The 22,903-nt window shown below is 34.9% G+C and carries 18 protein-coding genes; 2 read left to right on the top strand and 16 right to left on the bottom strand.

What is annotated here, in order from left to right:
- Window positions 1–5: 5 nt before the first annotated feature.
- Window positions 6–2,249: an ATP-binding protein gene (locus tag OM966_RS05560; RefSeq protein ID WP_264329144.1), complete on the bottom strand. Its 2,244-nt coding sequence runs from the start codon at window positions 2,247–2,249 to the stop codon at window positions 6–8.
- A 256-nt stretch (window positions 2,250–2,505) separates the two neighbouring features.
- Between OM966_RS05560 and secA the strand changes: the two genes are divergently transcribed.
- Complete coding sequence (gene secA / locus OM966_RS05555) at window positions 2,506–5,166, top strand: preprotein translocase subunit SecA (RefSeq protein WP_264329143.1); 2,661 nt, start codon at window positions 2,506–2,508, stop codon at window positions 5,164–5,166.
- A 3-nt stretch (window positions 5,167–5,169) separates the two neighbouring features.
- On the opposite strand, the gene OM966_RS05550 is transcribed toward secA, so the two are convergent.
- From OM966_RS05550 to OM966_RS05520, 7 genes are all read right to left on the bottom strand, one after another.
- A complete protein-coding gene (locus OM966_RS05550) occupies window positions 5,170–5,970 on the bottom strand; it encodes an ankyrin repeat domain-containing protein (RefSeq protein WP_264329142.1) in 801 nt (266 codons plus the stop codon).
- Between the two features lie 192 nt (window positions 5,971–6,162).
- A complete protein-coding gene (gene guaA / locus OM966_RS05545; protein WP_264329141.1) occupies window positions 6,163–7,725 on the bottom strand; it encodes a glutamine-hydrolyzing GMP synthase in 1,563 nt (520 codons plus the stop codon).
- Window positions 7,726–7,992: 267 nt separating this feature from the next.
- On the bottom strand, window positions 7,993–8,337 hold the full coding sequence (locus OM966_RS05540) for a hypothetical protein (protein WP_264329140.1): 345 nt from the start codon (window positions 8,335–8,337) through the stop codon (window positions 7,993–7,995).
- Window positions 8,324–8,485 carry a hypothetical protein gene (locus OM966_RS05535; RefSeq protein WP_156488180.1) on the bottom strand — a complete coding sequence of 54 codons (162 nt, stop codon included), beginning with the start codon at window positions 8,483–8,485 and terminating at the stop codon, window positions 8,324–8,326. Before OM966_RS05535 ends, OM966_RS05540 begins: the two co-directional genes overlap by 14 nt.
- Window positions 8,486–8,738: 253 nt before the next feature.
- On the bottom strand, window positions 8,739–9,092 hold the full coding sequence (gene gatC / locus OM966_RS05530) for an Asp-tRNA(Asn)/Glu-tRNA(Gln) amidotransferase subunit GatC (RefSeq protein ID WP_264329139.1): 354 nt from the start codon (window positions 9,090–9,092) through the stop codon (window positions 8,739–8,741).
- Window positions 9,082–10,008 (bottom strand): ribose-phosphate diphosphokinase, encoded by a 927-nt coding sequence (locus tag OM966_RS05525; RefSeq protein ID WP_264329138.1) that lies wholly within the window; start codon window positions 10,006–10,008, stop codon window positions 9,082–9,084. Before OM966_RS05525 ends, gatC begins: the two co-directional genes overlap by 11 nt.
- A gap of 351 nt (window positions 10,009–10,359) precedes the next feature.
- Entirely contained in the window at window positions 10,360–10,557 is a 198-nt protein-coding gene (locus OM966_RS05520) for a hypothetical protein (RefSeq protein ID WP_264329137.1), read from the bottom strand.
- A 180-nt stretch (window positions 10,558–10,737) separates the two neighbouring features.
- Here OM966_RS05520 and sdhA point away from each other — a divergent pair, with 180 nt between their 5' ends.
- A complete protein-coding gene (gene sdhA / locus OM966_RS05515; RefSeq protein WP_264329136.1) occupies window positions 10,738–12,543 on the top strand; it encodes a succinate dehydrogenase flavoprotein subunit in 1,806 nt (601 codons plus the stop codon).
- Here sdhA and OM966_RS05510 read toward each other — a convergent pair whose 3' ends face one another.
- The 8 genes from OM966_RS05510 to ychF all read right to left on the bottom strand — a co-directional run bounded on the left by OM966_RS05510 (window position 12,544) and on the right by ychF (window position 22,819).
- The gene (locus tag OM966_RS05510) at window positions 12,544–13,134 is read right to left on the bottom strand and encodes a hypothetical protein (protein WP_264329135.1); all 591 of its coding nucleotides are present in this window, start codon (window positions 13,132–13,134) and stop codon (window positions 12,544–12,546) included.
- Window positions 13,135–13,174: 40 nt separating this feature from the next.
- Window positions 13,175–13,885, bottom strand: a complete 711-nt coding sequence (locus OM966_RS05505; protein ID WP_264329134.1) for an ankyrin repeat domain-containing protein — start codon at window positions 13,883–13,885, stop codon at window positions 13,175–13,177.
- A gap of 138 nt (window positions 13,886–14,023) precedes the next feature.
- Window positions 14,024–14,695, bottom strand: a complete 672-nt coding sequence (locus OM966_RS05500) for a hypothetical protein (RefSeq protein ID WP_264329133.1) — start codon at window positions 14,693–14,695, stop codon at window positions 14,024–14,026.
- Between the two features lie 321 nt (window positions 14,696–15,016).
- The gene (locus OM966_RS05495; RefSeq protein WP_264329132.1) at window positions 15,017–17,557 is read right to left on the bottom strand and encodes an ankyrin repeat domain-containing protein; all 2,541 of its coding nucleotides are present in this window, start codon (window positions 17,555–17,557) and stop codon (window positions 15,017–15,019) included.
- A gap of 385 nt (window positions 17,558–17,942) precedes the next feature.
- Complete coding sequence (gene gmk / locus OM966_RS05490; protein ID WP_264329131.1) at window positions 17,943–18,551, bottom strand: guanylate kinase; 609 nt, start codon at window positions 18,549–18,551, stop codon at window positions 17,943–17,945.
- Window positions 18,535–20,340: a pentapeptide repeat-containing protein gene (locus tag OM966_RS05485; protein WP_264329390.1), complete on the bottom strand. Its 1,806-nt coding sequence runs from the start codon at window positions 20,338–20,340 to the stop codon at window positions 18,535–18,537. Before OM966_RS05485 ends, gmk begins: the two co-directional genes overlap by 17 nt.
- On the bottom strand, window positions 20,333–21,526 hold the full coding sequence (locus tag OM966_RS05480) for an ankyrin repeat domain-containing protein (protein ID WP_264329130.1): 1,194 nt from the start codon (window positions 21,524–21,526) through the stop codon (window positions 20,333–20,335). The genes OM966_RS05485 and OM966_RS05480 overlap by 8 nt, the downstream gene beginning before the upstream one ends.
- Window positions 21,527–21,724: 198 nt before the next feature.
- Window positions 21,725–22,819, bottom strand: coding sequence for a redox-regulated ATPase YchF (ychF, locus tag OM966_RS05475; RefSeq protein WP_264329129.1), 1,095 nt, complete (start codon window positions 22,817–22,819; stop codon window positions 21,725–21,727).
- Between the last annotated feature and the right edge of the window lie 84 nt (window positions 22,820–22,903).

The raw sequence follows: 22,903 nt of genomic DNA, 5'->3' as shown, positions 1-22,903 counted from the left end.
TCCTTTCATCTTTTAGGATTATCTAAATCAGAATATCCATTATCCATCCACATTAACAAATCTACAAGATAATCCTTTTCTATTGCTTGTTTTTCTACAGGATTTTTTGTTAGCCAATTATCTACATGTGATAAGAACACTTCTAAATGCGGCAATAATTGTCGTTTCTTAGCATAATCTTCTAATTTATCACTGTCGTAAGGAAAGCTTTCTTTCAGTAATTCAAAAGTCTTCTTTACAACTTTGTCCTTACCTTGTTTTTCTAACTCTATCCTTGTTACTTGCTGTACTAACCTGTGAATATTGACTGAACTTTGCTCTTCTCCTGAGTTAATCATCGAATATTGCTTAAGTAGTTGGATAGCATTACCTAACTTTTCTTTATTACTTTCTAATCCTAAAAATATTTCTACAGGAATGTTGTCAGGAGCAATATAGGCAATGATATCCAAAATTTCCTTAGCTTGCTGACCATACTCTAAGTTATCTTGGATTTTATCAATAGTAATTCTCCAGGTTATAAAAGTTGTCTCAGTGTAGTTATCGTTGTTGTCTTTAGGAAAATTAAAATCAAGTAATTTTTCTGTTTCCTCTTTATATCTCTTTAAGTAATCACCAATTTCAAACTTCGAACCTACATTCTTTAATGCTATATCCCTTTCTTTTATGTATGCAACTGCCTGCTGCAGAGCTAAAGGAAAATGCTGTAATGTTTCTGCTAAATTCTTTATTTCATGTTCTTGTGATCCATCCTTTACATCCAATGCTTTTCTAATGAAATCTATTGATTCTGGTTCAGTAAATGTACCCAATGTTAATGGTTTTATATCTCCCCATTTCTTATTACGAGAAGTAATCAGAACACTAGGTTTGTTATCATCAGATGATAAAAAGTGGGACGGTAAAAATTGAATAATACCAGCATCTTGACCTTCACTTCTATATTCTTCTGCGTTATCAAAAACAAAAAGACTTTTTCTCTTTGCGAAAAAAGCGTATATATCTCTTACAATAGATTCAATATCCCTATCTTCTGTAGGAATGCCTAAAAGTTCATTAGCCAACTTCAGAAAAGACCGCACCATGGTTTCATAGGTTGCAGCATTTACCAATATAATGTTGTTATCGTAATCTTTACTGTGTTCTTCAATATATTTTCTGACTAACTCAGTCTTACCTATTCCTCCCAACCCACTGATAGAAACCAGTTGCGATATTACTGTGGCTACACCTTGACTCTCTTGTATTGACTCATGCAGTTTTTCTAGCTCTGTTTTTCTTCCAGTAAATGATCCTACTGGATTTCTCACCTCAAATCGAAAGCCTCCTAAGATTTCTTCTTTCATCTTGCAAAAGAATTTTCTTCCGTCTTCATGTGTAAGAAAACGTCTCCCTTTTTCTTTTAGCCAATCTAGCATTTTTTCTTGGAAGCGAGCGTAAACATTTTTTCTGTCAATATCATTAAATTGCTCGCCCAGCTCATTCTTAATGATTTCCGCTAGTTTCATCTCATTCGGCTGATTTACTGCAAATACTAATTTATCAAAAAATTCTTTTATACTCTCTTCTAACCTGCTCTTTATTATTTGTTTAAATTCGTTTTGCCACTTTTGATTTCTTCCCAATTTCCTTTTTGAATCCTGATCTGATTTACTTTGAAGTTTTTCTATCTCCTTTTCTAATTCTGCTATCGTCTCTTCCACAGCACTCTCAAATGCCGGTTGCACTACCGAAATCATATTATTATGAATACAAGAGAACTTATATCTAGTACCGCCGTCTTTAAAAAAGACATCACTAGTGTCGATTACTTCAACTAAAATTTCTACTTCATTGTTTGGTCCTGAAGTTTTTACCTTCAACTTCTTCACTGTGTTTTGTGCTGTGCTTTGATCCAGATCAAAATCGATATTAGTGCAGATAATAAAATCTTTCAGGTTACCATCTGCAAAATCTTGATTATTTTTGATCTTTAGGTAAGAAATGAAATACTTTGCTAATCCAAATTCACCACTTTTATCTTTTGTAAGTAAGTTCCCTACTCCAATTTTCTTGTTATCTTCATCTTGTGTGTGTTTGGCCTGCAAAAAGCGGTATACTTTCTTACTACCTTGGGTACATTCAAATACTAAATCATCGAATTTCCTGGCTTCTTCTATTTCTGTACCTAAGCGAAAAGAGTGCTGATAGAGCACTCCGCGATGCAAAAATAGCATCAATACCTTTAGCTGGTAGATATTACCGTGCATAACTAGTTACCTCATACAGGCTGCTATAAATTTGTTTGATCTAGAATTAAAGATTACTAAACATCTAAAATAATGCAATAGAGTCTTTATGTGTTGATAGAAAGGCCTTCGAGGGTAGGAATTGCCTGGCAAACTCTTAACTCTTAATTCTTGATTTAAAAAAGACTTTCCAAAGACTCCCCGAATCTAATATGTCATTGCTGTAGGCTGCATTTAGTAATATAATCTCATATTAAATAAGACGTTACTTAAGTTTATGCTAGATTCTCCGCTAATTTTGACAGCCATTCTTATATTTTTCATTTTTACGTTGTCATCCTTTTTTATAAGAAAGATATTTGGGTCAACAAACAAGAAGATAATAAAATCCTTTAGGAAAATTGTTCAGCAAATAAATGCATTAGAAACAGAAATGCAGAGCTTATCTGATGAGGAGCTTGCTGGTAAAACTCAAGAATTCAAACAGGAATTGAAAAATGGGAAAACGTTAAATGATCTTCTCGTACCTGCATTTGCAGTTGTGCGTGAAGCCTCTCGAAGGTTTCTTAACATGAGACACTTCGATGTTCAACTGATCGGTGGAATGGTGCTCCATAACGGCATGATATCAGAAATGAAAACAGGAGAGGGAAAGACACTCGTTGCAACTTTAGCTGCATACCTTAATTCTTTAGAAGGGAAAGGCGTGCACGTCGTAACTGTTAACGATTATCTTGCAAAACGAGACACAGAGTGGATGAGCAAATTATATAATTCTCTTGGGGTTTCTGTTGCGTTTATCACGAATAACTTGACAGACGAAGAGAGAAAAGAGGCTTACAATGCAGATATCGTGTATTCCACAAATAACGAGCTTGCCTTTGATTACCTGCGAGACAATATGAAATTTTCTCAAGAAGACATGGTTCAGAGAGGCTTTCACTACGGAATAGTTGATGAAGTAGACTCAATACTCATTGATGAAGCTCGCACTCCGCTTATTATTTCTGGCCAGATTGAGGAAAACAATCAGATATATAAGCATATCAATAAAATAGTAACCAAATTAGTTGACTCTGATTATGAGGTGGATGAAAAGGGTAGGGCAGTGTTCCTTACTGAAGATGGTATTTCACGAGTGGAAGAACTACTCAGGTCATACAACCTCATTCCTGAAAATTCCTCGCTCTATGATACTGACAGCATGATAATGACTCATTATATAGACCAAGCATTACGTGCACATAAGCTGTTTACTGCTGATAAAGATTATATAGTAAAGGATGGCAAGGTAGTGATTATTGATGAATTTACTGGGCGTATGATGGAGGGCAGGAGATATTCCGATGGTCTTCATCAGGCACTTGAAGCGAAGGAGAATCTTGAAATTCAGCATGAAAACCAAACTTTAGCATCGGTCACATTTCAGAATTACTTTCGTATGTACAATAAACTTTCCGGAATGACTGGAACAGCAGCAACAGAGGCAGAAGAGTTTCGTGATATATACAGACTAAATGTAGTAAAAATTCCAACTAATGTACCTGTAAAAAGAGTTGATATTGATGATGAAATTTATGGCACAGGAAAAGAAAAATTTAATGCTGTGTTGAAGTTTATAGAAGAATGCCACAAACGCCTTCAACCGGTCCTTGTTGGCACGGTAAGCATCGAAAACTCAGAGAAGCTTTCTGCGCTTTTGCAAAGCCATTCTCTTAAGCATTCAGTATTGAATGCTCGTTATCATGAACAAGAGGCGTACATAATAGCACAAGCTGGAGTGCCAGGTAGTATCACTATAGCAACTAACATGGCAGGACGTGGAACTGATATTCAACTCGGTGGAAACGCTGAAATGATTGCAAAGGTAGAGCTAAAGAAGATAAAAAATGCTGATGAAAGAGAAAAAAAATACCAAGAAATAGTCAAAAGAGTAAAAAAAGATAAGGAAATTGCTATAAAAGCTGGTGGTTTATGCGTGGTTGGAACCGAAAGACATGAAAGCAGGAGAATAGATGATCAATTACGCGGCCGTTCTGGTCGTCAGGGGGATCCTGGACTTTCTAAGTTCTTTTTATCGCTTGAAGATGACCTAATGAGAATATTTGGTTCTGATAGAATGAGAAGCTTTTTACAAAAAGTAGGGTTAAAGAATAACGAAGCTATTCATCATCCATGGATCAATAAGGCACTTGAGAAGGCGCAGAAGAAAGTTGAAGCTAGAAACTATGATGTGCGGAAGTCTTTGCTTAAGTTTGATGACGTAATCAACAACCAACGTAAAGTTATTTTTAAGCAGAGAAACAATATCTTAGGCAACGAAATTAATGATTTACTTGAAGTATATAGCGAAGTAAATGAGAGCATAGTAGAAGGTATAATCCAAAGTGGCTATTATGAGGATTATATTGAAGATATAGTCAAAGAATTCCATACAAGGTATGGAATAACGCTTGATAAAGAAGATTTAGCAAAGTTTTTAAACAAACAAGAAGCTTTGAATTATATAAATGATAAGATACAAGAATTTTTTACTGAGAAAGAAAAATATTTCAACAGTCAGCACACTACAGATTTGTGGAATACGATCGTGAAGCAAGTAATGATAATGACACTTGATCATTTATGGAGGGAGCACCTTTCAACTTTAGAAAGCTTAAGACAAAGCATAAGCTTACGTGCCATGGGGCAGAAAGATCCACTGAATGAATTTAAACGCGAAGCTTTCTTAATGTTTGAGTCGATGCTTGAAAAGTGGAAAGAACTTACCATTCACCGCTTAGCACACTTTAAGTTGGCAGACAACCAAGAGATAGGCAATAGTTTACATTCTGCGAGAAATAGCAGACTTCCTAAAGTCTCAAGAAACGACAAGTGCCCTTGTAATTCTGGGAAGAAGTACAAACACTGCCACGGCGCAGTTACTGTGGTAAATTAGTAACTATGGTTGTACAGTTTGTTTATTTCCATCAACATTACTGCAGCTAACCTCACTTAGCTTACTGTTTAATGAATGCTCTGATGACTTATATGTAACTCCATAGGTAATACTACCAACTATCAGTGCAGATGCTACAGTAATTCCAATTATTGCTAGTGCAGGTAATGCAGTAGCGTAAACGAGTGCTAATGGAACTACAACAGCAGATATAACAACCCCAACGGCTCCTGCTTTTGTAGCTTTAGGCCTATGTATACATGATGGGTCTGCACCATAATTTAGCAGAAGTTTTGCCATTTCTGGATATTTACTATGCCAAGCACAACTCAAAGGGGTATATCTATTTTTATTTTGTAGATTGATATTAGCTCCATTTTTTAGTAGAAATTTCACTGTCTTTGTATGCCCGTGTTTGGCAGCATAATGCAAAGGAGTCCCTTTATCTTCATCTTGTGCATTAACGCCTGCTCCTTCTTCTAGCAAAACTTCTACTACTTGTGTATGCCCATGCTGAGCAGAATAATGTAAGGAGGTTTTTTCCCATTCATCTTGTACATTAACATTAGCTCCGTTTTTTATTAAGTATCTTACTACTTTTTCATAGCCATTTTCAGCTGCTATAAGTAATAAATTGCACTTGAGTATTATAAACGTGTAATTTATATCAAATTCGCTTTTTTTCCACTCATCATATATAAGTTGATTTTCCTGCTGCAGCTTATCTTTAATTCTATCAATTAAATTTTCCTTACTCAGATCTGGACTACTGTTGACTTCTTGTAGTATTAACCTTAATGTCATTTCCTTCTCCAAGATATAAAATTTTATTATGGCATATGAAGTGGATTATGTCAATGAAGAACTAAGAAACTGGTTCTTCTTTTTTTCTATAGCTTTAGGTTTACCTACAATTTGAAAAACAACAAATTCGTCATACCGCCTCAGTATCTCTAGATCCCGCTAACAAGTAGCGGGATGACTAGACTTTTTGATTTACTCCCACTCAATGGTTGCTGGTGGTTTAGAAGTTAAGTCATAGACAACTCTATTTACTCCGGAAACGTTATTAACAATTATACTGCCAACATTCTGTAAAAAGTCCCAAAACACTAGCGAATGCTGATCCTTATCTTCAAATGGAAATGCATCAGCCGTCATACCATCAGACGATGTTACAGCCCTTAAAGCACAAACATATCCGTATGTACGACCATCTCCCATGACGCCTACAGTTTTTATTGGTAGTAATACAGCAAAAGCTTGCCATATCTTATCGTATAGATCGTAATTTTTCATCGTATTAATATATATTTCATCTACTTCTTGCAATATTCGCACCTTTTCTTCATCGACTTCACTTATAATCCTCACTGCAAGTCCGGGTCCAGGAAATGGATGTTGAAATATTATCTCGTCTGAAAGCCCAATTTCTTTTCCAAGTAGCCTTACCTCATCCTTAAAGAGGTAGCGTAAAGGCTCTACTAGCTTCAGGTTCATCTTTTCTGGCAACCCACCAACATTATGGTGAGACTTAATTGTACTAGTGTTGTCTGAGGCATGCCCTGACTCAACTACATCAGAGTAGATGGTACCTTGCATCAAAAAATCCACATCACCTATTTTTTTTGCTTCTTCTTCAAACACTTCAATGAAAGCGTTACCGATAATTTTTCGCTTTTTTTCTGGATCAGTTATTCCCTTTAACCTACTCAAAAATAAATTTGATTTATCAACGTAGTTTATCGGAATTTCTTTCAACATAGCAATGGTCTGGTTCTTGCGTAACAACCCAGTATCGATAAAAATACAGTTCAATTGTTTTCCTATAGCTTTATGTGTGAGAGCCGCTGCAACACTTGAATCAACCCCACCACTTACTGCAGCGATTACTTTTTTCTCTCCTATTACATTTTTGATTTTTTCCTTCTGCTTTTCAATAAACGATTTCATTGTCCAGTCTCTCTCGCAATTTGCAATATCCAAGAAGTTAGAGAGCAATTTACTGCCATTTGTTGTGGGCCTCACTTCAGGATGGAACTGAGTACAGTAAATCTTCCGCTGTTCGTTGACAATTATTGCAATTGTTTGATTTATCACACCTGATGCGATAACAGTAAATCCCTGTGGTATAGTATCAACACTGTCCGCATGGTTCATTAATACATCCACTTCAGAATTAACATCCCAGGTACCCTTTATAATGGGGGATTCTTTTAGTATCTTGATTTTAGTTCTGCCAAACTCCTGTTTGAAACTCTCTTTTACTTTTGCTCCAAAATAATGACAAATGAGTTGCTGTCCATAGCATATTCCAAGTATAGGAACGTTTGTTGCCTTATTAAGTTTTATAATTTCATGTACTACTCTACTTGTTTCAGAACAATCATCATTTACAGATTGTGGTCCTCCAGAGAGAATAAACCCATTGAATTTTGATATTGTTTCAAAACTGATGTTGCTTGGAAATATTTCGCAATACACACCCATTTCCCTGACTTGTCTTGCGATAAGCTGTGTAAATTGTGAACCAAAATCAATAATGGCAATTGCTGACAATTTGCTCCTCCATATTATTTAAAAGTGATACCTGATAATAAAGAAAATAAAGAAGTAAGTAAACTAAGACCTCTTAAAAGCTTTGATGTATGACTTAAACGTTAGCTATGATTTATTTTGAGTTGACAGAAACTTTGCACGGTGGTGACTCAGAGTCCTCAGTTTTTCTTTGGGGTCAAGGCATACTTAAAAAAAATCCCAACCGTTGCAACTTTTACCGGTAATTCTTGTGCCAGCCGTAGAAGGAGCACTATATTCTTCCCCATTTTAAATAAACTTTCCCTCATTACTGACTGTAACTTTATACATTTTCTTTTTATATTCTCCAACAAGTGTTCTACCTATAAAAAGAGCTTTAATAACTTTTTGATTTTGCGTTAAGCCATCATCATCAACTTGCACAATTTCTTTAGGTTTATCTATTTTGAGCTCATTTAGTGGCTCATTACCCACCATATTGTTTAATACTTTATTTATTATATATGTTACTGCCTCATCTTTGACTTCTTCTACCCTTTTATCTACATATTTTTCTACTTCACTACGCACATGCCTTTTCAAACTTTCAAGCAAATCCTGTAAGTCGAGTAAAGTTAATTCAGATGTTTCCATAAAAACCCCCAGTTTTATTATCACGTATCAATAACACATCTAGTATACTTAAAATATCTTTAAGAAAGGCGACTCTGACCCTCAGGTAGCTAATGTTAACTACCGATATCGTACGTGAACCAAAATCAATAATGGCAATTGCTGACAACTTACCCCTCCATATTATTTAAAGCAATATCTGATAATAAAGAAAATCATGGGGCAAGTAAACTATAGCTAAAGTGGCTTAGGTTTACCTACAATTTGAAAAACAACAAATTCGTTATTCCGCTACTTGTTAGCGCCGCGGCGGTATGACGTAGGGAAACCTTCTTGGGTTAGCTATACCTGTTTTGCCACTCTGCTGAACGGATACTTTGAAAGTAGATCTATTATAGAATTGATATGAGCCTTATTTTACCCTAATCGTTTATAACCTTTGGCACTACGAAATACCCATGCTCAGGTTTTGTATTGGACAATACCTCTTCTTTAATGTTTTGAGAATTTATAACATCATCGCGTACATGAATGTCCTTGTCTATACTGCCATAACGCATAGGAGAAACACCTTCAGTATTAACTTGTAATAAAGTATCATGTATCCAATCCAGCATTGTCAGTTCTTTGGAGTAGTGATCAATCTCGTCATTTGATAACTTAATCCTTACAAGCTGTGCAATTTTAAGCATTTCTTCCTTGGTAATTGTTATTTTTCTCTTATTTGCAAATTCTATTAGTGAAGTAATAACGTCTTCTGTTGACTTAGCTGGCATCTTTACCTCCTTGGATGAAGTGAGTTAAAATATCTACGACCGAAACAACTTCTATTTTACCAGTTTTTTCAAGTTTGTGAAGTATAGTATCCGTAATCACTAATTTATCTAAAGATGAGGAAGAAATTTTTTCAACTGCACTTCCTGAAAGCACGCCATGTGTGATGCATGAAATTACGGACTTTGCTCCGCAATTTTTTAAAGCAAGGGCTGCATTACACAATGTTCCACCAGAGTCAACTATATCATCAACAATGACACAATTTTTATTCGCAACTTCTCCTATTATGTTCATTACTTGAGATGTGCCTGCTTTCTCCCTATATTTATCTACTACAATAATCTTATCACTTAACCCTATCTTGTACTTTTCCTCTAAAGTCTTTGCAAAAGCACGTGCTCTGCCAATTGCTCCAACATCAGGTGCAACAATTGCCAAATTTTCCGTGTGTATACAGTCAACAAATGCTTCAAAGCAGTTCAAATTAGTTATCGGTACATCAAAGAATCCTTCAATTTGACTTGAGTGCAAATCAATCACTGCAACACTACTTGCACCTGCAGTTTGAATAAGATTTGCAACTAATTTGGCATTTAAAGCAGATTGCATATCATTGTTCTTGATAATTCTATCTTGTCTGCTATATCCATAATAAGGAATAATTACTACTATCCTTTTGGCTCCTAATCTATTTACTGCATCAATTATAAGCAGAAGCTCCATAAGGTTATCATTCACAGGGGGAGAAAGAGATTGTACTATGTATACTTCTTGATTATATAGATCATTTGCTACTTCTACATTTACCTCGCCATCGGTAAACTTTGATACCCAAGCAGAGGATGGTTGAACATCTAGCCGGTTAACTACTGATTCCCCTAATTCTTTACTAGCATTACCTATTATTATCTTCATAATATACCAATTGAGCTTGTAAGATTATACAGAAATTATGAAATAATTGAAATGTAAGTTTCTTTATCTAGCATTCTTGTCGGCAAATTAGGTACCTCTTGTACAATGACCTGTCATTTTCACGCATTGTTTCAATATACAGACCCAAATTGAAACAACTATACAAAATCCTGCTTATGTTTCAAGATAAATGACTTTAATGAAATATAATTTACCTTACCACTTCGTTTTGATTCTCCAGTTCAACATAGGATAAATTACTCATACATTCTCCTAGTATTTCCTCCTTTTTATCATTATCTAGTCCACTGCTAAACCCCTGACACTTTTTCTCAAGAGCTAAGCGTGTAGCTATCTTACTGTTTTAGACAATAATTCCGGCAACTCATTACGAATCTTTTCCTGCTCTTCCTCAGAGAAATTGCCAAGGTTTTCCCTGGCCATTTCAGAAAATTTTTGAGTAATCGTTTCTTTTATCATTCCACCAACTTCCTGTTCATTTAGTGTAATAACTACCGATGGATGCAAGCCAGATAAAGACTCAACCATTTTATTGTATGTTCCACCTGAAGTAAGTAAAATAGCGAGGTTTAAATGGCATTAAGATCAAAATTATTGGATGAAAAAGTGGTTCACTAATAATGAGAATTGGTATTAGCTATAGAAAACTTGTATAGATTTTTTCTACTTCTGTGATATCATAAGCCTGTAATGATAAAATAAGCAAATATGGATAAGTCAGTGTATGAGATCATAGAACATGAGTATGATGTGGTAGTAGTGGGTGCAGGTGGAGCAGGTCTCAGAGCAACGCTTGGGATGGCTGCAACTAATTTTTCAGTTGCCTGCATTTCTAAAATTTTCCCTACACGAAGTCATACAGTTGCAGCACAAGGCGGAATTAGTGCAGCTTTAGGTAATATTTGTGAAGACGATTGGCGCTGGCATGCATATGACACAATAAAAGGTTCAGACTGGCTTGGTGATCAAGATGCAATAGAATATATGTGTAAAAACGCTGCTAAAGCTGTTATTGAACTTGAAAATTTTGGCGTACCTTTTTCTCGTACAGAAAATGGCAAAATATACCAGCGTTCCTTTGGTGGAATGACAACTCACTTTGGTAAAGGAAAATCAGCGCAGCGCACTTGTGCGGCAGCAGACAAGACTGGGCACGCAATCCTTCACACTCTATATCAGCAGTGTCTTAAATTCAACGCTGAATTTTTTGTTGAATACTTTGTGATTGATTTAATTATGGATAATGAGACCGGAGCATGCTGCGGAGTTCTTGCTTGGTCGCTATGCGACGGCACATTACATAAATTTCGTGCGCATAAAGTGGTGTTAGCAACAGGTGGATATGGACGTGTTTATTTCTCTGCAACAAGTGCGCATACCTGCACAGGTGATGGTAATGGCATGGTGGTGAGAGCTGGGTTACCACTTGAAGATATGGAATTTGTACAATTTCATCCAACAGGAATATATGGCTCAGGGTGCTTAATGACAGAAGGGTGCCGTGGAGAAGGGGGATACCTCGTTAATTCTCAGGGCGAAAAGTTTATGGAATGTTACGCACCAAAAGCAAAAGATTTAGCTTCCCGTGATGTGGTAAGTCGTGCAATAACAATTGAAATTAGAGAGGGAAGGGGAGTTGGACCGAAAAAAGATCACATGTATTTAACTATAGCGCATCTTGATCCGGAAATAATAAAACTCAGATTGCCGGGCATCAGCGAAACCGCAAGAACTTTTGCTGGAGTTGATGTCACTAAAGGTCCAATACCTGTTATTCCAACTGTTCACTACAACATGGGCGGCATTCCAACCAGTTATCATGGAGAAGTGATCACGCTGAAGCAAGGTAAGGAAGAAGTGGTAGATGGACTATTTGCAATTGGAGAAGCTGCATGTGTCTCTGTGCACGGTGCAAATCGACTTGGTTCTAACTCACTTCTTGATCTTGTGGTTTTTGGTAGAGCTGCAGCGCTCAGAGCAAAAGAGAAACTAAAATCCGGTACACCACATAAAAAATTGAGCTCAGATTGTACAGATTGGATAATAGATAGGTTTAGTAAAATGCGGTTTGCTTCTGGAAAGTTTAGGGTGGCAAAAATACGCAGTGAAATGCAGAACACTATGCAAAAGTACGCATCAGTGTTCCGTGTTGCTGAAGTTTTAGAAGAAGGTAAAAAAGCTATAAAAAAGGTAGCAAAAATGATGCCTGATATTTCACTTGAGGATCGCAGTATGATATGGAACAGTGATTTAGTTGAAGCACTAGAGCTTGCCAATATGATCCCACAAGCGGTTATTACCATGGAATGCGCAGCCAATCGCAAGGAAAGCAGAGGTGCCCATGCTCGTGAAGATTTTCCTGAGCGTGATGACAAAAACTGGATGAAGCACACTATAGCGTGGCTTGAAGAAAAGAAAGGGCAAATTAACGTAAAAATTGACTACAAAAAAGTTGCTGAAAAAACTCTGAGCGATGAAATTGACTTCATCGCTCCGGAAAAGAGGGTATACTAGTTATATTGTTAACCCATCTGCGGGAGATTTTGTTGATGTATCTTTCATTTCACTTTTTGGATTTCTTGCACGCTTTGTCTGTCGGTCATTGTCAGTAGAGTTCTTTGTTTTATTAGTTAGTTTTTCAAAACATTTCTTAACACCACTAAACCCTAAAGTGAGAGCAAGACATGTAGCTATAGCAATAGCTGCGAGGAATAAAGCGGCAAGGGCCCCAATGTAACCCTGAGAGGCACCATGTGCTACAGCTGAAATGAAAATAACCGTTGTTATGGATATTAATGTTTGACGGGTTCTCTTTGCTGGATCTATGTACTTTCCAGCAGCAGATACTGCTTTTCCTGTAGTAGATGCTGTTTTTTCTATAAAAGAACCTGCTTTTTCAATGCAAGACTGACATTTTTTTGAAGCAGTTTTACAGTGGTATTTTTCCTCGAGTTTCTCCTTTAGCTCTCTAACCTTTTTTTGTGCTTCTTGTGTAATTCTTGGATATTCTTTTAAATTAAGTAAAGTTAGATAATACTTTTTAGTATCAAATGTTTGACCTTCCAACTCTAGAAAACAGGGATCAGCGCCCATTTCTAGCAGCATTGCACAAAACTTTGTTGTATTGCTACAACTAACTGTTGAATCAAAAATTGTTCCTTGCTTTTGTTTTTAGCACCGCTTGTAGAGGCGTGTCTTCTTTCTGGTTGGCAGCATCTACAGCTTCTCTCAATTTATCTTGAGATATCACTTCTTTTTCTACTAAATTCAAAATCAACTCCAAATATGCAACTTTTTGCTCTCCTTTAAGTAAAGCAATATGATGTAAAGCATTGTTGCCATTTGTGTCTTTCAGGATAATATCCGCCCCTTTCTGTAGTAACTCCTCAAAAAGTTTTTTATCATTATTTTCAATTGCTGAATGTAATGGATTACTATCTGGAGTATTTATGGTATACCCTATAATTTCTTTAATTTTTGTTTCTGTATTGGTTTTTATTTCTGGTTCTAATTCAGACTTCTTTACTGACTCTGCCAATTTTTCTAAGAAGTTAAGATAATATATTTTTTGTTTTTCGCTTAACTCCTGTAATTCTTCTTTAGACAACTGCAAATCATCAATATTTGCTCCTAATTTGAGCAATTGTATAGCAGATACTATTGTATTGTCGTAGTGTGGTATAAGTTTTTTTAAAGGTGTTAAAGTTTTTCTAGGTGTGGTCTCAAAACTATGTTTTTCTTTTGTTACTTTACTAAGTAACAATGCTTGCAGTGGTGTTTGACCGTTGCCATTTTTATCGTTTACAGCTTTTTCAAGTTGTGCTTTAAGTTGCTCTTTTCCTTCCTTCTTACTCACATCTAGTACTGTATTTAAAAAATCAAACTTTTGTTTTTTCTCTAATTGTGTAACTATTAGGTGTAAAATATTATTTTACTTTTTATCTTTTACACTGCTAATATCCGTGCAACCTTTCAGATATTCTCTAAATTTCCCTTAATCTCCATTTTTGATTACTTTGAATATTGGCTGTTCCTTATCAGTAATACCCGAAATGTGGTCTTTCTCGTCAGCATGATCATCTTCAGCTTCGCTACTGTTGCCGCTTTCAATTCCACTGTCTTCACTTTTACCCGTTATCCCGTTCTCTACTTCTTGATCTTCACTTATTGTGTTAGCACTACTGATTGAATGCTTCTTACTAGCGTCATGATTATCTTCAGCTTCGCCACTGTTGCCGCTTTCGTTTTTACTCTCCATACTCCCTCTACAACCAGTTTCATTTTGATCAACGTTATCAGGATGATCTTTTTTGCTGTTCTTGTTAATAGCTTCTGAAATTACTTGTTCTATCTCCTCTTTTTTTGTTGGGTCTAGTTTTTTTGACTGTTTGATTTCTTTTTTCAATGCTGGAAGGAAGTGTTGAGTATAATACTTATAATATTTTTCTTGTTCTTCAGGTGATTCTCCTAATTTGGTTAATACTTCGGTTAATATCTTAGGACTAGCCCCTTCCTTGAACAATCCCTTGCATTTGTTGAGAGTCTTGTCTTTCCCAACTTCTGGGTGTAGGTGTTTGTGCTTTCCTTTTGTTACTTTTTTCGTTATAATGCTCAATAATTCATTGTTGTGTACTAACTCACTAGATGTAGAATTTTCTTTTGTCATACCAAAGCCTCACTAAAAACTAACTATTTGTGTATCTTTGTAGTTGTAAGTGTCAACAATTTGAGATTGAGAACTAACAACTAAAAAGCTAGTTTTAAATTTTAAAATGTTGTATATGTATTTGAAATACAGGCAGAAGAGCGTTTCTGCTAGTATCATAGTTAAACCTCACTTCAACGATTATCTACTATTTTAAATGTTTAGTTTTAAGAAAGGATAAATATTGGTATATAGCTAAAGTGAACAGGTGCAAAATTTGCTATACCGCGGCGCTAACGAGTAGCGGAATGACGGCATATCAAATTGTAGAACTTAGGCTAGCTATAGAACGTTCCCTACTAGCTTATTCATGAATTGACGTAGTATTGATACATCGCTCATTTTAGTAGCTGGGTTTTCTGTATATTCTGATTGACTTGATGATTTTTGCACCTCTTGCTCTTCTAAATCGTTGGACTTATTTTCTATATCCTTAACAGAGTTATTGCATTGTGTATCATTTTTTGGTGCGTTATCTTGAAGTGTAAGTTGCTTTTCTTCAGTAAACTTTCCTTTAATTTTTCCAAATCCTTCATAAATATTTTCTAAATTCAAGTAAATAAGATAACAAACTCCAATAACTGCTATAATAGATGAGGCAGTTGCAATTGTAATACTTCCTTGAGAAGCGCTGAATATTACCGCACAGGCTAAAGCAGTAAATACAAGCGTTGTCACTACTTTACAAACAACATTATTGACATACTTCACAATATCGCGTGCTTTTAACTTCTTGCCAAAATTGCACTTCAGTTCAGTTCTCATATCATCTGGAATAAGCGCTCTACCCATTGATTTCTCTATTCCTTTTATAATTTTATAATACTCTTTGCTCCATAATCTTTCGGGTAGTATTAACTGCTTTGGATCAACACCATTTTGCACTAATTTTACACAGAACTTGATCGTGTTATCACGGCTCTTAGGATTGACCAAATTATGTTTATCCTTTGTCGTCTTAGTAATTAGCGCTACTTGCAGTGGTGTGCGTTCTTTTTCGTTAGTGGCGTTTGCAGCTTTACTAAATTTCTCTTTTTCCACCGAATTTAAAATCAACTCTAAACATGTAACTTTTTGTTCTCCTTTGAATGAAGCAATATAGTGCAGAGCATTTTTTTCATCTTTATCTTGCACAGTAATATCTGCACCATTTTGTAAAAATAACTCTAAGGCTTTATATCTATTTGTTTTTTCAAATTTTCTATCTGTACATGATCGATCCTCATTCTTTTCTTTTATATGCTGAAGCAACTGATGAAGAGGTGTTTGTTCTTCCTTGTTAGTAATATTTACAGCATTACTAAATCTATCTTTATCTGAAATCAACTTCAAACATGCAACTTTTTGTTCTCCTTTGAATGAAGCAATATAGTGCAGAGCATTTTTTTCATCTTTATCTTGCATGGTAATATCAGCGCCATTTTGTAGAAATAACTCTAAGGCTTGATACCTGCCAGTATCCTTAAATTCTTTTTTTACTACATTTTTTATTTTATCTTTCAATGAAGATTCTTTACTCTTTTCTTGTATGCGCTGGAGTACCAGATGGAGCGGTGTTTGCACTTCTTTTTTATCATTTACAGCTTTTATAAATTGTTCTTTTTGGCTTGCTTCTAGCAATATATGGAGAAGTTTAAGTTTTTGTTTTGTTTCAGGTTTAACAATCAAGTGTAAAGCATTATTATCATCTGTGTCTTTAAGGCTAATATCTGCCCCTTTTTGCAATAGTTCTTTAAAAAGTTCTTTATCATTATTTTTAATTGCTAAATGTAATTGATAATTATCATTACTATCTGGAGTATTTATGGTATGTGGTATAATTTCTTTAATTTTTGCTTCTGTATTGATTTTTATTTCTGGCTTTAATTTAGATTTCTTTCCTTGCTCTGCTAATTTTTCTAAGAAATTACGATAGTATGTCTTTTGCTCTTCTTTTAAGCCTTGTAATTCTTTTGTAGATAATCCTAAATTATCAGAGCTGGCTCCATGCTCTAACAATTTTGTAAGAAACTTAAGTGTGTTATCATCATTTTGGACCGTATGAGACTCATGTTTTTCTTTTGTTATCTTGTTAATTAGTGCCACCTGAAGAGCGTCCTGATTTTCACTATTAATGAGTTGTGCTAAATCTTCCTTGGTGACCGTTTTTATTAGGATACCCAGAAACTTGCATTTCTGTTTCTTTTCGAGCGATGCAATAAGGTGTAAAATATTATTTCCTTTTTCATCTTTTATGCTGCTAATATCCGTATAATCTTTTAGATATTTTCTAAATTTCCTGTTATTTCCATTTTTGATCGCTTTTAGTAATTGAACATTATTATTCGTTATTCCGTTGCTTATTTCTACTTCATGATCATCTTCAACATCGCTACCGTAGCCACTCTCTGTTTCACTGTCTCTACGATCATTTTGGTTGTGGGTAAAACAATATTTGCTATCATAAGTAATTTCTGAAATTGCTTGCTTTACTCGCTCTTTTGTTTCATTTGGTGTTTTTTTCGATCGTTCTATTACTTCATCTAGCACTGGAAGGAAGCATTGGACATAATACCTATAATATTTTTCTTGTTCTCTAAGTGATTCTTCTAATTTAGTTAATACTTCAGAGCTAGCACCTTCCTCAAATAACCTTTTGCACTTCTTGAGGGTTCCATCTTGACCTCTTGGTTTTTCACGCTTGTGTTTTTCTTTTTTTACCTTTCTCTCTATAGTGCCATACAATTGCTTGTCTTTTCTATCCTGCTCTCGCTTTTTATTTTTATCTATGCATTCGTCTAATTTATCTGCATTAGTAGCTAGTGCGCTTAGATCTATACCCATACTAAAACCCCAATATTAAAAGCTATTTAAGTTGTCAGCACTAAACTAACAACCAAGAAGTTTGACTTTTAAATTGAGCTAAACGTTGTATATGTGATCAAAATATAGGTAGAAAGGCAGAAAACTAGTTTCTATTAGAAAATCTGTTATCATAGTCAAATCCTCACTTGAACAGTTGTCTACTATTTTAACCATTTAATCTTAAAAAATAATAAATATAGCTAAAGTGAGTAACTGCAAAACGTGCTACTGGCTAAAATATAGCTAAACTGACTTACGACAATTTGAAAAACCGTCATTCCGCTACTCGTTAGCGCCACGGCGGTATGACGGTTCGCGGCGGTATAGCTATAGGATAAGAAACTATAGCTGCAGATCGATGCTTTTATAAATCTTCCAGACTTGGTTTTTCTTTTAGTTTTTTAAGTCTTTCTTTATTTAGTATGGAGCTTATCTCTTCTACACTTTTATCAATATCATCATTGATTATTACATAATCATATTTATCACGTTTGCTTATCTCTTTTTGAGCTTCGGCTAATCTGCGCTCTATTTCGCTTGCATCATCACTATTACGCTTTTGCAAACGCAACCTAAGCTCTTCCATTGAAGGGGGAAGTATAAAAACACTCACAACTTTTTTTCTCATGAGCTTGAATAAGTGAAATGCTCCTTGCCAGTCTATGCTTAGTAAAACGCTTATTCCACTGCTCAGGTTTTGCTCTATAAAATCTCTTGGTATACCATAAAAATTCTCAAAAACTTTGGCGTATTCAAGCATCTGACCAGCTTCGCATAACTCGTGAAATTTTTCTTCGGTAACGAAAAAATAGTCTTTTCCATTTATTTCGCCGGGGCGAGGCTTGCGCGTAGTCGTAGAAACAGACCTAACTAAATTAGTTGATCGCTCAAGTAATTTTGCTGATATAGTAGTTTTTCCAGCTCCAGAAGGGGAGGATAGAACCAATAATACGCCCTCACTTTTTACGGTCATTTTTCTTTGCATTTTTTAACATGGCGCTTTTTTGATCAGAGTTTAAAAAGCTAGAACCTTCTAAATTAGAATTTGATAAGTTGGTGCCAATGAGAGAAGAGTTATCAAAGACAGTATAGCGCAAATCGGTTTTTTCAAGATTTGCCTTATTCAAATTAACGTTTACAAACTTTGCTCTACTCAATGTTGAATTAGAAAAATCAGCATTTTCTAAATTCATATTCTTAAATTCAAAGTAAGAATAATTTACATTAAATTTTTCACCCTGTGATATTTTCTCTTGCAAATCTCCAATTGAAGTTATAGCATTTTCTAACCCTGCAAGTTTTTTCTGCCCTTGATTGTCAATCAAAATTGAATTATCGAACTTGCAATCTGTTAAATGAGCATCAGCAACTGAACTTTTATATATGCTTGAAGAGTGAAAAGACATATCACTAATTGTTGAATTGCTCAAGTTGCTAAGAAAAAAGCTAGTTTTCCTAAAGGCATTAGCGTGAAGCAAAGAAGATCTGAAATCGCTTTCAATAAAATTTGAATTAGTTACTTTTAAATTGGACCAGCTCGAATTATCAGCTAATAAATTAAAGAATGTTGAATTTTCTATTTCACTGGAATCAATATTATGGTGAAAAAGTGTACTGTTATAAACTTGAGAGTCTTGGATTTTTATCTTATACATTGAAGTTGTAGAAAGGTCTGAATCTTCTATCTTCGCAGAGGTGAATAGTGAATGGTCAAAAAATGAGCCATTCATGTCAGAATTCGCAACTTTAGTATTATGAAACTTTCCGTGACGAATGTCAGCATTAGAGACATTAACTTGATGCAGTTCACTAAAACTAAAATCAATATTGGATAAATCAGCATCCTGAAGACTTGCTCCAGAAACATATACATGTTTTATCTTGGAACCATTTAGTATAGATTGAACAAAACTTGAATTATCGTCATTCACATAGGAAATTTGTGTGTTGCTTAAATTAGCTTCGCCGAAGTTACTGTTAATTATGATAGAAGAATTAAGGCAGGCATCGGAAAGATTGCTACCTGTAAAGTCTGATTCTTTTAACTCTGCACCATATATGTTAGCATTTTTTAATGAAGAAAATTGTATCTTTAATTTATATGCATCCACTCCAAAGAAACTTGCATTATCAAGGTTATTTTTCTGCATAACAGTATCGTTTATTTCACTATCATTAAAATTTACGTAGCTAACATTCGAGTTTGATAAGTTGGAGAGATTCATTTTCACATTCGAGAAATTAGTATGCAAACCAATTACGTTGTGCATACTTACTTTTTTGAGATCGGAACTGATAAAATCAGCATAACTAACATGAGACTGATCAAATACGATATCTGTTAAGTTTGCAGAAACAAATTTTGTAAAACTCAAATTTGTACCTTTTATTTTAATGCCACGTAAATTAGCATTGGAGAAATTAGCACCACGTAAATCAACATCAATAAAAGACACGTCGGATAAATCGGTGTTAGAAAAATCGGCACCAATCAGACTTACTCCATCAAAAACAGATTTACTTAGGTACAGTTGGCTAAGATTAGCTCCATTTAAGTTAGAACCAAAACCTTTCTTAAAATCTTCTGGCACGCCCTCTTTGTGGCACTGCACCAAAAATTCAGCAAAGTCTTTTTTACTGTAAGATATGTATTTTGCATCATGTAGAGCGTTTAAAAAATCACTAATCTGATTTTTTTCATCATTTGTTTCGTTTCCATAACATAAATGACCAACTAAAATTAATATCAAAAATCTAATCATCTTGCTTATCGCACTGCGACTCATTGTTTTCTTTCGTTTTCACAGCCCAATCGTACATTGCTGAGCTTTCTTTATTGTCTATTTTTCTATCCTCCAAAAGGTGTGGCATCATTTCGGCAATCGCATTTATTATATTGATCTGCTTTTTTTCGATTGCTATATCAATTGGGGATTGAAAATTATTATTAACTACTCTAAGATCAGCGCCTTGTAATAAGAGAAAGCGCACTATGTCTACCTCACCTTGTTTAACTGAATAAATGAGAGGAGTATCACCCAATTTATTTCTAAACCTTAGTATCTCTTGAGTTGTTAATCCAATTTTTTCTAGCTTACTCATTATTCCTCTTAAGCAAGGTAAGTTATTTTTCTTAATACAGTAAAAAAATTGCTTACTGTAATCATCAATAAATACAGTTGTAGGAAGATGCTCATTAAGGCTATCATATTGTCGTTTATATATTGACTTGCTTTGTATATCTTTATGACCCCATTCTTTTATTGGTTCTCTGTTTAGCTTTGTCCATTTTTGTAAATTTTTCTTTTCACTTTGCTCTTCTTCATCTTTTTTAGTTATAGGTTTTACTCTATTGCGGTCCTTAGAATTATTGTTTGTTTCTTTCACTTTTTTTTCTTCAAACTGATTCTCTACTTTTTCTTTTTTTCCCTCTAATAATTGACTCGCATCACTTTTTGAAAGTTCATTATCTTTTATATCAATCTTCTGATCAGCTTGTAGATTTTTTTGCGGGTCAGTTGTATTCTCATTTAAATCAGCACTTAAAGGCAAAGGCTCTGGTTTCAAATCTTTATTCACTTCTTTATTGGCCACATTTGGTAAATTTCGAGCAAATTCGCCTGTACTTTCTTCTAGCTGGTCATTTGGCAAATCTTTATCAATCCTTTCACCTTCACTTATAGTTTTTTCAACCACAGAAGCTTTATTCTCGTTGTGTTGCAGTTTCTCTTTATCGGTTACTCTTTTGCTCTCAGCCTCTTGTGTTTGTTTAGCATCGACGTTGCTTTTCAACTCATCTTTTTGATTTGTGCTATCTTGCTTCCTTACACCTACATTTTCGTTTTTATGAACTGATTCAATTTTCTTTTCTTCAAATTGCTCTACAGCAAATAGGCTCAGTGATCCAAATACAACAACTAATAATACAAAGTATAAAATACTCTTCATAAATATTCCAAGCATAAGCTTAATTAAGATGATACTATAATCAAATGATTAATCTACAGTAAAAAATGCCTTAGGATTTTATTTATAAAAAACCAATAGATTTTTTGCATTACTTTTTCTGGGTAAGGTCAATTGTTTCTTAAACCTCTCCCCTAAACGAATACACTGTAGAAGGAGGAGTTTCTTCTCCCCAGAAAGCTACACATTAAACCTAAAGTGTATTATATCGCCATCTTGTACGATATAATCTCTGCCTTCAAAGCGAATTTTTCCTGCGTCTTTGCAAGCTGATTCACTTCCATACTTTATGTAGTCTGCAAAGCTTATAGTTTCTGCTTTTATGAAGCCTTTCTCAAAATCAGTGTGGATTACACCTGCTGCCTTATCAGCTGTTGATCCTATTTTTACTGGCCATGCCCGTGCTTCTTTGGGGCCCACAGTAAAGAAAGTTATCATACTCAGCACTTCATACATAATACGCGCTACTCCATCAAGGCCTGATTCTTGTAAGCCAAATTCTGATAAAAAACTCTGTTTTTCCTCTTCACTATCAAGATTTGCAATATCTGCTTCAAGTTTTGCTGAAATGCAATAAAATTTGCTTTTATTTTCCTCCGCCATTCTCTCTACCTTTTGAGATAATTCATTGCCAGTTATAACATTTGTATCTTCAAAATTGCAAACGTACATAACGGGCTTTGTTGTCAGCAATTGAAGTGATTTCATTTCGGCTTCGTCCATGTTTTCCAAACTTCTTGCAGGTTTACCGAGTTTTAAAGTAGCTAATACCTCTTGCATTAATTCAAGTTGTCTCTTTAGCTCTTTATCACCTTGTTTTGCTTTCTTTTCCAATTGAGGAAGCCTTTTTTCTATGCTATCAATATCAGCTAGGATTAATTCCATTTCCACCACTTCAGCATCTGATATTGGATCTATTTCATTGTGTACATGGTTAATATCATCATTTATAAAGCACCTAAGCAGATGCACGATGGCATCAACTTCTCTGATATGGCTTAAAAATTTATTGCCGAGTCCTTCACCTTTGCTTGCGCCCTTTACAAGACCTGCAATATCCACAACTTCTAATTGATTATAAATTATCTTCTCTGAACCGGCAATTGCTGCGATTTGTTTCAAACGCTGATCTTTTATCGAAATCTTGCCTATATTTGGCTCGATTGTGCAGAAAGGATAATTTGCAGCTTCGGCTGCACTTGACTCTGTAAGCGCATTAAATAAGGTTGATTTTCCTATGTTTGGTAACCCAACTATACCACAGTTAAAGCTCATATTTGCTATGTAAAATTATAACTATTGCATAATTTAAAAATTTCTGCTATACTTAATTAGTTACTTATTGACAGTTTTGTTGGT

This window comes from Wolbachia endosymbiont (group A) of Andrena hattorfiana (assembly GCF_947179565.1).
In the GTDB taxonomy this organism is placed as follows: domain Bacteria; phylum Pseudomonadota; class Alphaproteobacteria; order Rickettsiales; family Anaplasmataceae; genus Wolbachia.
This window is presented reverse-complemented; position numbering and strand designations above follow the sequence as displayed.

Bases quoted from the DNA above. Each gene is read 5' to 3' on its own strand.
- OM966_RS05560 (WP_264329144.1), bottom strand. From the start codon at position 2,249: ATGCACGGTAATATCTACCAGCTAAAGGTATTGATGCTATTTTTGCAT.
- secA (WP_264329143.1), top strand. From the start codon at position 2,506: ATGCTAGATTCTCCGCTAATTTTGACAGCCATTCTTATATTTTTCATT.
- OM966_RS05550 (WP_264329142.1), bottom strand. From the start codon at position 5,970: ATGACATTAAGGTTAATACTACAAGAAGTCAACAGTAGTCCAGATCTG.
- OM966_RS05540 (WP_264329140.1), bottom strand. From the start codon at position 8,337: ATGGAAACATCTGAATTAACTTTACTCGACTTACAGGATTTGCTTGAA.
- gatC (WP_264329139.1), bottom strand. From the start codon at position 9,092: ATGCCAGCTAAGTCAACAGAAGACGTTATTACTTCACTAATAGAATTT.
- OM966_RS05525 (WP_264329138.1), bottom strand. From the start codon at position 10,008: ATGAAGATAATAATAGGTAATGCTAGTAAAGAATTAGGGGAATCAGTA.
- OM966_RS05520 (WP_264329137.1), bottom strand. From the start codon at position 10,557: ATGGTTGAGTCTTTATCTGGCTTGCATCCATCGGTAGTTATTACACTA.
- sdhA (WP_264329136.1), top strand. From the start codon at position 10,738: ATGGATAAGTCAGTGTATGAGATCATAGAACATGAGTATGATGTGGTA.
- OM966_RS05510 (WP_264329135.1), bottom strand. From the start codon at position 13,134: ATGCTGCTAGAAATGGGCGCTGATCCCTGTTTTCTAGAGTTGGAAGGT.
- OM966_RS05500 (WP_264329133.1), bottom strand. From the start codon at position 14,695: ATGACAAAAGAAAATTCTACATCTAGTGAGTTAGTACACAACAATGAA.
- OM966_RS05495 (WP_264329132.1), bottom strand. From the start codon at position 17,557: ATGGGTATAGATCTAAGCGCACTAGCTACTAATGCAGATAAATTAGAC.
- gmk (WP_264329131.1), bottom strand. From the start codon at position 18,551: ATGACCGTAAAAAGTGAGGGCGTATTATTGGTTCTATCCTCCCCTTCT.
- OM966_RS05485 (WP_264329390.1), bottom strand. From the start codon at position 20,340: ATGATTAGATTTTTGATATTAATTTTAGTTGGTCATTTATGTTATGGA.
- OM966_RS05480 (WP_264329130.1), bottom strand. From the start codon at position 21,526: ATGAAGAGTATTTTATACTTTGTATTATTAGTTGTTGTATTTGGATCA.
- ychF (WP_264329129.1), bottom strand. From the start codon at position 22,819: ATGAGCTTTAACTGTGGTATAGTTGGGTTACCAAACATAGGAAAATCA.